Genomic DNA, 12,182 nt, shown 5'->3' with positions numbered 1-12,182 from the left:
TGATCGGCATGACCCTCGAGCACTCCGCAGACTCCTCCGCGCCCGCCTCCGCCTGGGGATACGGGCTCGCCACCGTGGCCGCCGACGGCACCGTCCTCGACACCTGGTTCCCGGAGCCGCGCCTCGGCACCATCCCGGCCGGCCGCGACCCCTGGATCGTGCCGGCGGAGTTCGAGGAGCAGGCCGGCGAGGATCCGCGCCGCGAGGTCCGCATCGACGTGGTCACCCTGCAGATCGACGTGCAGGCGCCGCCCGCCTCCACGTCCGACGCCTACCTGCGGCTGCACCTGCTCTCGCACCTCCTGGTCCGCCCGAACGAGGTGAACCTCGACGGCGTCTTCGCGCACCTGCCGAACGTGGTGTGGACGAACGCCGGTCCGGTCTCGCCGGAGTCGTTCACCCGCCTGCGGCCCTCGCTCCGGCGCCACGGCATCCAGGCCACCGGCATCGACAAGTTCCCGCGGCTGACCGACTACGTCACTCCGGCGAAGGTGCGCATCGCGGACACCTCTCGCGTCCGCCTCGGCGCGCACCTGGCACCCGGCACGACGGTGATGCACGAGGGCTTCGTCAACTTCAACGCCGGGACTCTCGGCAGCTCGATGGTCGAGGGGCGCATCTCGCAGGGCGTCGTGGTCGGCGACGGCTCGGACATCGGCGGCGGCGCCTCCATCATGGGCACCCTCTCGGGCGGAGGAGTGCAGCGCGTCTCGATCGGCGCGCGGGCGCTGCTGGGTGCGAACTCGGGCATCGGCATCTCCCTCGGCGACGACACCGTCGTCGAGGCCGGCCTCTACGTGACCGCTGGCACCAAGGTCGTCGTGGTCGGCGGAGCGCCGCGCGCCGACGGCGCCCCGCAGACCGTGAAGGCCGTGCAGCTCTCGGGCGTGCCGAACCTACTCTTCCGCCGCAACTCCCTCACCGGGGCCGTCGAGGTCCTCCCCCGCACCGGCGCCGGCATCGAGCTGAACGCCGCCCTGCACGCCTGAGGGCGGGCGTCCGGCGCCGCTGGTCCCGCATGCGGCGCCCCGGAACGATCCGAGCTGATCGAGTCCGCGGCGACCACGCCGCTCTGCGTCCCGCCTCGAAGAAGCGGTTCGAGCCTCGGACGGCCGACGAGAGGCGGGTGCGCCGCACGGCGAGAGCCCGCCCCCGGCGGGGACGGGCTCTCGGGGACCGGTCAGCGGTCGGTCGGCCAGTGGCGCTCGGGCGCGCCCATGTAGAGCTGCTGCGGGCGGCCGATCTTGGTCTGCTTGTCGGTGTTCATCTCGCGCCAGTGGGCGATCCAGCCGGGCAGGCGGCCGATCGCGAAGAGCACGGTGAACATCCGGGTCGGGAAGCCCATCGCCTTGTAGATGACGCCCGTGTAGAAGTCGACGTTCGGGTAGAGGCGCCGCTCCTTGAAGTAGTCGTCCTCGAGAGCGAGGGCCTCGAGCTCCATCGCGATGTCGAGCAGCGGGTCCTTCACGCCGAGGGCCTGCAGGACCTCGGAGGCGCTCTCCTTGACCAGCTTCGCGCGCGGGTCGTAGTTCTTGTACACCCGGTGGCCGAAGCCCATCAGGCGCACGCCCTCCTCCTTGTTCTTCACCCGCTCGACGAACGTCGACACGCTCTCGCCCGACTCGCGGATCCGGCCGAGCATGGTGAGCACCGCCTCGTTCGCTCCGCCGTGCAGAGGGCCGAACAGGGCGTTGATGCCGGCCGAGACGGAGGCGTAGAGGTTCGCCTCGGTGGAGCCGACGAGGCGGACGGTCGACGTCGACGCGTTCTGCTCGTGGTCCTCGTGGAGGATCAGGAGGCGGTCGAGCGCCTTCGAGAGCACCGGGTCGACCTGGTACTGCTCGGCCATCGTGCCGAAGTTGAGGCGGAGGAAGTTGTCGACGAAGCTCAGCGAGTTGTCCGGGTAGAGGAACGCCTGGCCGATCGCCTTCTTGTGGGCGTACGCCGCCATCACGGGCAGCTTCGCCAGGAGGCGGATCGAGGTGAGCTCCACAGCCTCCGGATCCTTCGGGTTGGAGCTGTCCTCGTAGTACGTCGACAGGGCCGACACTCCGGCCGAGAGCACCGACATGGGGTGCGCGCTGTGAGGGAGCGCGTCGAAGAAGCGCTTGAGGTCCTCGTGGAGGAGCGTGTGGCGGCGGATGCGCTCGTCGAAGCCCGCGAGCTCGTCGGCCGTCGGCAGCTCGCCGTAGATGAGGAGCCAGGCCACCTCGAGGTAGGTCGCGTTGGTGGCCACCTCCTCGATCGGGTAGCCGCGGTAGCGGAGGATCCCCTGGTCGCCGTCGATGTAGGTGATCTGCGACTTGGTCGCCGCCGTGTTCACGAAGCCGTAGTCGAGCGACATGAAGCCGGTCTGCTTCGACAGGGTCGAGAAGTCGATGCTCGAGGAGCCGTCGACGCTGCGCAGGACCGGGAAGTCCGCGGTGCGGTCGCCGAAGGTGAGCGTGACCTTCTCGGGGAGCTCCTGCTCCGCCGGCGCGGGAGGCGATGTCGTGGCGCTCCCGGTCGCGGGCTCCGTGGAGCCCACCGTCGCGGTTCCGTCGCTCTGCGTGCCGGATTCGGTCACAACGCCTCCCAGGTCGTCGCGGTCGCACCCCGGAAGCGCTCGCGCGGAGCGGGCGGCGCCGGGTCTGGATCGTGGTGCAGCCGGGGCCTCGCGAGGCGCCGTCGACCGAACCACATACAGCCTATGGGCAAAGCGGGGGCACTGTGACATCGCCCAGCGCTGGGGCCGGGGCCTTGTCGGAACCCGCCAGGATCGGCCGGGTCGAACGCCTCAGAGGCCGCCGGACAGGCGCTCCACGGCCGCGTCGATCCGCTCGTCGGAGGCCGTCAGCGAGAGGCGCACGTGCTCGGGGAAGCCCTCCCCGTAGAAGACGCCGGGGCCCGCGAGGACGCCGAGGCGGGCGAGGCGGTCGATGGACTCCCAGGCCGGGCGGCCCTCGGTCGCCCACAGGTAGAGGCCGGCCTCGCTGCGGTCGATCCGGAAGCCCGCGGACTCGAGGGCGGGCCGGAGGCAGTCGCGGCGGGAGCGGTAGCGCTCCTTCTGCGCGGCGACGTGCTCGTCGTCGGCGAGGGCGACGATCATCGCCTCCTGCAGCGGACCGGGCACGATCATGCCCGCGTGCTTGCGGACGGTCACCAGGCGCGCGATCAGGGCCGCGTCCCCGGCGACGAAGGCGGCGCGGTAGCCGGCGAGGTTCGACTGCTTGCTCAGCGAGTAGACGCCGAGGACCCCGGTGCGGTCCTCCCCCACCACGCGCGGGTCGAGGACGCTCGGGATCGGCTCGTCGGCCCAGCGGCCGTCCCAGCCGAGCTCGGCGTAGCACTCGTCCCCCGCGATCACAGCGCCCAGCTCACGGGCACGGGCGACGGCGCGCTGCAGGGCGGGCACGTCGAGCACGGCGCCATCGGGGTTGCCGGGAGAGTTGAGCCAGACCAGGCGTGTCGTCGCGGGCCACTCGGCGGGGTCGTCGGAGGCGAGCGCCTCAGCGCCGGCGATCGCCGCGCCCATCGCGTACGTCGGGTAGGCGGCGCGCGGATGCACGACCACGTCCCCCTCCCCGAGTCCGAGGAGGAAGGGCAGCCAGGCGACGAGCTCCTTGGAGCCGATCGTCGGCAGGACCTCGTCGATCCCGAGGCCCTCGACTCCGCGCCGCCGCGCGTACCAGGCGGCGATCGCCTCGCGCAGAGCGGGGGTGCCCACGGTCGTGGGGTACGCGTGCGAGTCCGTCGCGCGGGCGAGCGCGTCGCGGATCGGGGCGGGCGTCGGGTCCACCGGCGAGCCGATCGACAGGTCGACGATCCCGCCGGGGTGCTCCGCCGCCGTGCAGGCGAAGGGCGCCATCAGGTCCCAGGGGTAGTCGGGCAGCGCGCTGAGGGCCACGGGAGCGGCCTCAGTGGCTCTGCGGAGGCAGCGCCGCGATGACCGGGTGGTCCTTCGCGATCACGCCGACCTTGGCGGCTCCGCCCGGGGAGCCGATCTCGTCGAAGAACTCGACGTTGGCCTTGTAGTAGTCGGACCACTCCTCGGGGAGGTCGTCCTCGTAGTAGATCGCCTCGACGGGGCAGACCGGCTCGCAGGCACCGCAGTCGACGCACTCGTCCGGGTGGATGTAGAGCGAGCGCTCGCCTTCGTAGATGCAGTCGACCGGGCACTCGTCGATGCAGGCGCGGTCTTTGACATCGACGCACGGAAGTGCGATCACGTAGGTCACGGTGCTCCAGGTCCCTTCGAACAGTGTCTCTATCGTACGGGGGCCGACGGGGCGTCGGCGTCCGCGGGCCGCGGGGCGGCGGCGGGAGCGGCCGCCCGCAGCCGCGGCCAGGCGATCACGACGAGGGCGATGAGGGCGGGGAGGAAGGTCCAGGCCACGCCGAGGCCGTTCGCCGGGACGAGGACGGATCCGCCGGTGCTGCGCAGGGCGAGCAGCCCGATCATCCCGAGCAGGCCCATTGCAGTGCAGAACGCGACGAACCGGTCGATGAGCACGAGGCGCAGCCCGAGCAGGAGCAGCAGCACGCCGGCGAGGGAGGCGGCCAGGCCGACCGGGAGGACGACTCCGCCGACCGACACGGTGCTCTGGTGAGCGACCGTCGTGATCGCTCCGACCACCGCGCCGACCAGGACTCCGGCGACGCCCGACAGCACGCGCGATCCCAGCGTCGGACGCTCCTCCGGCAGCGGCGCCGGACGGCCCGCCTGCGCGACCGGGCGGAAGCGCTCGATGCGGCCGATGGGGAACGGCGGACCGCTCGAGAGGCGGGCCTCGTCACCCTCGACCACCAGCTGCGTCGCGTGCGCCTCGAGGGCCGCGCGCTTGCGGGCGTGGTCCTCGGCGGACAGCTCGATCACGACGTCCCCGGGGAGGGGCGGGGCCGCGTCGGGGAGGACGGCGAGGAAGCGCAGGCCCAGCAGCTCGGCGGCGCGCTCGGCGACCCGGGCGGTGCGGACGTGGTCCGGGTGGCCGTAGCCGCCGCCCGCGTCGTAGGACAGCACGACGCCCGCGTCGACCTGCCGGAGGACGGCGACGAGATCGGCCACCTCCTCGTCCTCGGGCGCGGCGGTGAAGGACGCGGGATGCACCGGCTCGAGCGGCACCGGGACGCGGCCGGGCTCCCACTGCATGCCGGAGTCCCGGTAGACGCGTGGAGCGAGGCCGGGTGCGCGGGCACCCGCCTCGCCGAGGAAGCGGTGGTCGGCGACGCCGAGGGCCGTCAGGGCGACGACGAGCTCGGTCGTCCGGTGCGCGGCCAGCTCGGCCGAGCCCTCGAGCGGAGCGAGGTCCTCGGGGATGACCTCGCCGCACTCGCCCCGCGTGGCGGTGACGACGGTGACGGAGGCGCCCTGCGCCACCAGCTGCGCCAGGGTCCCGCCCATGGTGATCGTCTCGTCGTCGGGGTGGGCGTGCACCGCCACCACCCGCTCCGCTGCTGCGTCCCGGCCCGCGTCCACTCTCCGCCTCTCGTCCTGCGCGGCCTCCGCTGCGGGCGCTTCTGGACAGCAACCGGGCAGCGGACTACAGTCGACCCGGGTTAGGCAAGGCTTACCGAACAACGGAGCCCCGCCGACCGGATCGACTCGGGGCGGGAGTCGCCCCCTCCTCGTCCACCATCGACCAAGAGAACACGCGTGCTCGCAAACTACCTCATCGGCCTCCGCGAAGGCCTCGAAGCCGGCCTCGTGGTCGGCATCCTCGTGGCCTACCTGACCAAGCTCGGCCGGCGCGACGTGCTGCCGCGGCTCTGGACCGGCATCGCCGCCGCGATCGCGATCTCGCTCGTCACCGGTGCGATCCTCACCTGGGGCCCCTCGACCCTGTCGTTCCAGGCTCAGGAGCTCATCGGCGGCGGCCTCTCGATCCTCGCGGTCGGCCTGGTCACCTGGATGATCTTCTGGATGGGCGCGAACGCCCGCAGCATGAAGGGCGACCTCGAGTCCCGGCTCGACGGCGCCGTTGCGGGGTCGGCCCTCGGCATCGTGGTCCTCGGCTTCATCAGCGTCGGCCGCGAGGGCATCGAGACGGCGCTCTTCGTCTGGGCGAGCGTGTCCTCGAGCACTGCGGGGTCGGGATCCAGCGCGTGGGTCGGCACGGTCGGCGCGATGCTGGGCATCCTCAGCTCGGTCGTCATCGCGTACCTGATCTTTCGGGGCTTCGTCCGGATCGACCTCGGGCGCTTCTTCACCTGGACGGGCGGCTTCCTCATCCTCGTCGCGGCCGGCGTCCTCTCCTACGGCGTCGGCGACCTGCAGGAGGCGTCGCTCCTGCCCGGCTGGGGCACCCCGCTGTTCTCGCTCGGCCCGATCCTCCCGCCGCCCGTGACCGCCGTGGTCGGCGGCCTCTTCAACTACACGCCCGAGCCGACCGCTCTGCAGTTCGCCGCCTGGCTGCTCTACCTCGTCGTCGTCGGCGCCCTGTTCGTCCGCCAGGTCCGCCTGCGCGGCCCGCGACGGGGCAGCGCGGCCCCGGTCGCCGCTCCCGCTCCCACCTCCGTCTGACCCGCTCCGGCACCGCCGGCGCACTCGCCCCGATCCAGGAGAAGCATGTCCTCGCGCGCTCGTCCCACCCTCCCCCGCGTCACCCTCGGCCTCGCCGGTGCCGGCGCCCTGGCGCTGATCCTCACGGGCTGCGTGCCGAACACCCCCGCGTCCTCCTCCTCCGTCGCGCTCGACGTCGCGATGAGGGACGACGCCTGCGAGGTGTCGACGGCGACCGCCGAGGCGGGAGCGGTGACGTTCTCACTGACCAACGGCGGCTCGGACGTCAACGAGTTCGAGATCCTGGCCGAGGACAAGCTGCGGATCGTGGGCGAGAAGGAGAACGTGACCCCGGGCCAGAGCGTCTCCTACGTCGCTCAGCTCGAGCCGGGCACCTACTACACCGCCTGCAAGTTCCAGCAGGTCGGCGCCCCGGTCGGGCTGAGCGAGTTCACCGTGACCGGTGAGGCCACCGCTCAGTCGGCGGACGAGAAGGCGGCGACGGAGGCGGCGGTCACCAACTACGTGGCGTACGTGAAGTCGCAGGCGGGCGAGCTGCTCCCCGCGGTCGCCGAGTTCACGCAGGCCTACGAGGCCGGCGACGACGAGAAGGCGCGCGGCCTCTTCGCGTCGACCCGCGTCTTCTACGAGCGGATCGAGCCGACCGCGGAGGCGTTCGGCGACCTCGACCCGCGCATCGACTACCGCGAGGTCGACGCCGTCGCCGAGGGCCTGGACTGGACCGGCTTCCACCGCATCGAGAAGGACCTGTGGGCCCCCGCGGAGGGTGCGCTCAACTCCGACGGCACGAGCGCGCTCCTCGACTGGGCGCCCTCCACCCCCGAGCAGCGCGCGCAGTTCGGCCAGGGCCTCGTCGACGACGTGCAGAGCCTGGCCGACCTCGTGAACGCGCCCGGCTTCACCGTCTCGGTGGGCGACATCTCGAACGGCGCCATCGGCCTGCTCGACGAGGTCGCGGCCGGCAAGATCACGGGCGAGGAGGACTGGTGGTCGAGCACCGACCTCACCGACTTCGCCGCGAACGTCCAGGGCGCGGAGGTGGCGTTCGGCAACGTCGAGCCGATCGCGACCGCCAGCGGCGACGAGGGCGCCGACCTCACCGGACGGATCACGCAGCGGTTCTCCGAGCTCGACGCTCTGCTCGCGCAGTACGGCTCGATCGACTCCGGCTTCGCCGCGTACTCCACCGTCACCGCGGAGCAGAAGAAGGAGCTCTCGGACGCGGTCAACGCTCTCTCCGAGCCGCTCTCGCAGCTGACCCACACGGTGCTGGGCGTCGAGGAGCCGGCCGCCTAGTGGGCGCCGAGCATCACGAGGGAGCCCGGCCGACGGCTTCCCAACAGCCCTCCGACGAGCCCCGCCGCCTCTCGCGGCGCGGGCTGCTCGGCCTCGTCTCGGCGGGGACGGCCGGGCTGGCCGCCGGAGTGGGCGGCACGGTGGCCGTCACATCGTCCGCGAGCGCGACGGCCTCCTCCGCCCCGCGCACCGTGCCGTTCTTCGGCGCGAACCAGGCGGGCATCACCACCGCCGCGCAGGACCGGCTGCACTTCGCCGCGTTCGACCTCGCCGCGGGCACCACGCGCGAGGACCTCGTCGAGCTCCTGAAGGACTGGACGCTCGCCGCCTCCCGGATGACCCAGGGCCTCGAGGTCGGCGAGAACGGCGCGGTGGACGGGCCGGACACGGCTCCCCCGGAGGACACCGGAGAGGCGCTCGGGCTCGACGCCGCGTCCCTCACCGTCACGGTCGGCTTCGGACCCACCCTCTTCACGGACGAGTCCGGCGCCGACCGCTTCGGCCTCGCCGACCGCCGGCCTCCTGAGCTGCAGGCCCTGCCCCGCTTCCGCGGCGACGCGCTCATCCCCTCGGCCGGCGGCGGCGACTTGTGCATCCAGGCCTGCGCCGACGATCCGCAGGTCGCCGTGCACGCCATCCGCAACCTGAGCCGGATCGCGTTCGGCCGGGCCTCGCTCCGCTGGTCTCAGCTCGGCTTCGGCCGCACCTCCTCGACGTCCACCGCCCAGGCGACTCCGCGCAACCTCTTCGGCTTCAAGGACGGCACGGCGAACGTGAAGTCCGAGGAGGCCGACGCCGTAGAAGAGCACGTCTGGGTCCCCTCCTCCGACGGCCCCGCGTGGATGGTCGGCGGCAGCTACCTGGTCGCGCGGAAGATCCGGATGATCATCGAGACGTGGGACCGCAGCCAGCTGGGCGAGCAGGAGCGGGTCATCGGCCGCAGCAAGGGGTCCGGAGCCCCGCTCTCGGGCGGCACGGAGTCCACGGAGCCCGACTTCGCAGCGGCCGGCGCCACGGGTGCCCCGCTGATCGATCAGGAGTCGCACGTGCGCCTCGCGCACCCGAGCGTGAACAACGGGGTGCGGCTCCTGCGCCGCGGCTACAACTTCGTCGACGGCAACGACGAGCTCGGACGCCTGAACGCGGGGCTGTTCTTCCTCTCGTTCCAGCGCTCCCCGGAGCAGTTCGTCACCGTGCAGCGGAACCTCGCGACCGACGCGCTGAACGAGTACGTGAAGCACGTCGGCTCGGCCGTGTTCGCGGTGCCGCCCGGTGCCCGCGACGAGACCGATTTCCTCGGCTCCGGCCTCTTCGCCTGATCCCTGAGAGGACCCGCACTCCGTCCCAGGATCCGGCGGGCGCACTCCACGGCGCGCCGAAGCCTGCGCCCGTAGCGTCGTCGGCGATGTCCGGGAACAGTGCGAGAAGCGGCCTGACCAAGCGCGAGCGCCAGGAGCTCGCCCGAGCGCAGGCGCGGGAGCGCCGCGAAGCCGAGAGGCGCCGGCGGCGCCGGAACCGGCTGCTCGGGCAGGGCGGAGCGGTCGTCGGGCTCCTCGCGGTCGTGGCCCTGGTCTGCTGGAACGTCTGGTCGCAGCAGGAGGTCGCGAGCGCCGGCCCGGCGAACATGCTCAGCGACGGCATCGTCCTCGCGGGCGACGGCTCGGCCGTGACGGCGACGACGAGCGCGGCGATCGCTCCGGGAGCATCCCCCGTCCCGACCGACGAGAGCGCCACACGGGCGGGCGGAGTCGTCGCCGTCGACCTCTACGTCGACTACCTCTGCCCGTACTGCGGGCAGTTCGAGAAGGCGAACGCCGAGCAGCTGCAGTCGTGGCTGACGAAGGAGGCGATCACGCTCGAGATCCACCCGGTGGCGATCCTCGACTCCTCCTCGGCCGGCTCCGAGTACTCCAGCCGGGCCGCGAACGCCGCCGCGTGCGTCGCCGACGAGGATCCGGACCGCTTCCTCGCCGTGAACGCGGCGCTCTTCGCGCAGCAGCCGGCGGAGGGGACGACGGGCCTCGACGACGACGCTCTGCGGGCGCTGGTGACCGGAGCGGGCGTCACCGACGACGACGTCCTCGCCTGCATGACCGCGGGCGAGTTCCGGCCCTGGGTGAAGGCCGCGACCGAGCGGGCCACCTCGCTCCCCCTCGCTAACTCCTCGCTGCCGAAGCTCGAGTCGACGCCCACCGTGCTGGTGAACGGCGAGCAGTACACGGGGAAGCCGGACGACGCGGCGGCGTTCGTCTCCTTCGTCACCTCGACGCTCGAGGCGGAGTCCTCGACCCCCTCTCCCTCTCCGAGTCCGGCGGGCTGATCCGGACCGCGAGGGACGGGATCGGCGCTGCACGCTGCAGCACCGGGCGGAGACGACGAGACCGGCCGGAGCATCGCTCCGGCCGGTCTCGTCGTGGGCGGGCGCCGAGGCGCCCGGGGCTCAGCCCTGCTTCTTGAGGCGGCTCGTCATGCGCGCGCGGGCGTTCGCATCGAGCTCCACCTTGCGGATGCGGACGACCTCGGGGGTGACCTCGACGCACTCGTCCTCGCGGGCGAACTCGAGGCACTCCTCGAGCGTCAGCTGACGCGACGGCGTCATCGACTCGAAGGTGTCGGAGGTGGACTGACGCATGTTGGTCAGCTTCTTCTCCTTGGTGATGTTGACGTCCATGTCGTCGTTGCGCGAGTTCTCGCCGATCACCATGCCCTCGTAGACCTCCTCGGTGGGGTTCACGAAGAAGGTCATCCGCTCCTGGAGCGCGATGATGGCGAACGGGGTCACGACGCCGTTGCGGTCCGCGACGATCGACCCGTTGTTGCGGGTGACGATCGCGCCGGCCCACGGCTCGTAGCCGTGCAGGATCGCGTTCGCGATGCCGGTGCCGCGGGTGGTGGTGAGGAACTCGGTGCGGAAGCCGATCAGGCCGCGCGACGGGACGATGAACTCCATGCGGACCCAGCCGGTGCCGTGGTTCGACATGCCGTCCATGCGGCCCTTGCGGGCGGCGAGGAGCTGCGTGATCGCGCCGAGGTACTCCTCCGGAGCGTCGATCGTCAGGTGCTCGAAGGGCTCGTGCGTCTTGCCGTCGACCTGGCGGGTGACCACCTGGGGCTTGCCGACGGTCAGCTCGTAGCCCTCGCGGCGCATCTGCTCGACGAGGATGGCCAGCGCGAGCTCGCCGCGGCCCTGGACCTCCCACGAGTCGGGACGTCCGATGTCGACGATCTTGAGCGACACGTTTCCGATGAGCTCGCGGTCGAGGCGGTCCTTGACCATGCGCGCCGTGAGCTTGTGGCCCTTGACCTTGCCGACGAGCGGCGAGGTGTTGGTGCCGATCGTCATCGAGATCGCCGGGTCGTCGACCGTGATGGCCGGCAGCGGGCGGATGTCCTCGGGGTCGGCGATGGTCTCGCCGATGGTGATCTCGGGGAAGCCCGCGATCGCGACGATGTCGCCGGGGCCCGCGGACTCGGCCGGGTAGCGGTCGAGCGCCTTGGTGATCAGCAGCTCGGTGATGCGCGCGTTGGTGTGGGTGCCGTCGTGGTGGACCCAGGCGACCGTCTGCCCCTTCTTGATCGTGCCGTTGAAGACGCGGAGGAGGGCGAGGCGGCCGAGGAACGGCGACGCGTCGAGGTTGGTGACGTGGGCCTGGAGGGGCGCGTCGTCGTCGTAGGTCGGCGCGGGGATGTGCTTGAGGATCGCCTCGAACAGCGGCTCCAGGTCCTCGGCGTCCGGCAGCGTGCCGTCCTCGGGCTTGTTCGCCGAGGCGCGGCCGGCCTTGCCGGAGGCGTAGACCACGGGGACGTCGAGGATCGCGTCGAGGTCGAGGTCCGGCACGTCGTCGGCCATGTCGGAGGCGAGGCCGAGGAGCAGGTCCTGGCTCTCGGCGACGACCTCGTCGATGCGCGCGTCGGGGCGGTCGGTCTTGTTGACCAGGAGGATGACGGGGAGCTTCGCCTCGAGCGCCTTGCGCAGCACGAAGCGGGTCTGGGGCAGCGGGCCCTCGGACGCGTCGACGAGGAGGCAGACGCCGTCGACCATCGACAGGCCGCGCTCGACCTCGCCGCCGAAGTCGGCGTGGCCCGGGGTGTCGATGACGTTGATGGTGATGGGACCGTCGCTCGCGTGCTTGCCGCTGTACGAGACAGCGGTGTTCTTCGCGAGGATCGTGATGCCCTTCTCGCGCTCGAGCTCGTTGGAGTCCATCGCGCGCTCGTCCACGTGGGCGTGCGCGTCGAAGGAGTTCGTCTGCTTGAGCATGGCGTCGACCAGCGTGGTCTTGCCATGGTCGACGTGGGCGACGATCGCGACGTTGCGCAGGTCGGAGCGGGTGGCACTTGCCATGGATACGGACTCGTCTCGTGTTCTCGTGCAAAAGGGGGACCA

10 protein-coding genes are annotated in these 12,182 nt (G+C 71.9%); 5 read left to right on the top strand and 5 right to left on the bottom strand.

Translation table 11 applies throughout. The annotated features are described in order from the left end of the window. Positions 1–8: 8 nt before the first annotated feature. Positions 9–989, top strand: coding sequence for a 2,3,4,5-tetrahydropyridine-2,6-dicarboxylate N-succinyltransferase (gene dapD, locus C5C35_RS02480; protein ID WP_104232738.1), 981 nt, complete (start codon positions 9–11; stop codon positions 987–989). A 191-nt stretch (positions 990–1,180) separates the two neighbouring features. Here dapD and C5C35_RS02475 read toward each other — a convergent pair whose 3' ends face one another. From C5C35_RS02475 to C5C35_RS02460, 4 genes are all read right to left on the bottom strand, one after another. Next, on the bottom strand, positions 1,181–2,566 hold the full coding sequence (locus C5C35_RS02475) for a citrate synthase (RefSeq protein ID WP_258068982.1): 1,386 nt from the start codon (positions 2,564–2,566) through the stop codon (positions 1,181–1,183). Between the two features lie 210 nt (positions 2,567–2,776). Then, positions 2,777–3,886, bottom strand: a complete 1,110-nt coding sequence (dapC, locus tag C5C35_RS02470) for a succinyldiaminopimelate transaminase (protein ID WP_104262480.1) — start codon at positions 3,884–3,886, stop codon at positions 2,777–2,779. Between the two features lie 10 nt (positions 3,887–3,896). Continuing rightward, complete coding sequence (fdxA, locus tag C5C35_RS02465; RefSeq protein WP_104222984.1) at positions 3,897–4,217, bottom strand: ferredoxin; 321 nt, start codon at positions 4,215–4,217, stop codon at positions 3,897–3,899. A 29-nt stretch (positions 4,218–4,246) separates the two neighbouring features. Next, positions 4,247–5,455, bottom strand: coding sequence for a PIG-L family deacetylase (locus C5C35_RS02460; protein ID WP_146082919.1), 1,209 nt, complete (start codon positions 5,453–5,455; stop codon positions 4,247–4,249). A 177-nt stretch (positions 5,456–5,632) separates the two neighbouring features. Here C5C35_RS02460 and efeU point away from each other — a divergent pair, with 177 nt between their 5' ends. From efeU to C5C35_RS02440, 4 genes are all read left to right on the top strand, one after another. Beyond that, entirely contained in the window at positions 5,633–6,499 is an 867-nt protein-coding gene (gene efeU, locus C5C35_RS02455; protein ID WP_104225548.1) for an iron uptake transporter permease EfeU, read from the top strand. A gap of 45 nt (positions 6,500–6,544) precedes the next feature. Next, positions 6,545–7,795, top strand: a complete 1,251-nt coding sequence (gene efeO, locus C5C35_RS02450) for an iron uptake system protein EfeO (RefSeq protein WP_104262479.1) — start codon at positions 6,545–6,547, stop codon at positions 7,793–7,795. Then, positions 7,795–9,114 carry an iron uptake transporter deferrochelatase/peroxidase subunit gene (gene efeB, locus C5C35_RS02445; protein ID WP_104262478.1) on the top strand — a complete coding sequence of 440 codons (1,320 nt, stop codon included), beginning with the start codon at positions 7,795–7,797 and terminating at the stop codon, positions 9,112–9,114. Before efeO ends, efeB begins: the two co-directional genes overlap by 1 nt. An 86-nt stretch (positions 9,115–9,200) precedes the next feature. Beyond that, positions 9,201–10,115: a thioredoxin domain-containing protein gene (locus C5C35_RS02440; RefSeq protein ID WP_104246610.1), complete on the top strand. Its 915-nt coding sequence runs from the start codon at positions 9,201–9,203 to the stop codon at positions 10,113–10,115. Between the two features lie 120 nt (positions 10,116–10,235). On the opposite strand, the gene typA is transcribed toward C5C35_RS02440, so the two are convergent. Further along, positions 10,236–12,140 (bottom strand): translational GTPase TypA, encoded by a 1,905-nt coding sequence (gene typA / locus C5C35_RS02435; protein WP_104222978.1) that lies wholly within the window; start codon positions 12,138–12,140, stop codon positions 10,236–10,238. Positions 12,141–12,182 lie beyond the last annotated feature (42 nt).

Source organism: Rathayibacter sp. AY1F8 (genome assembly GCF_002932165.1).
Lineage (GTDB): Bacteria > Actinomycetota > Actinomycetes > Actinomycetales > Microbacteriaceae > Rathayibacter.
The sequence above is the reverse complement of the archived record's forward strand: the minus strand, read 5'-3'. Positions and strand labels throughout refer to the sequence as shown.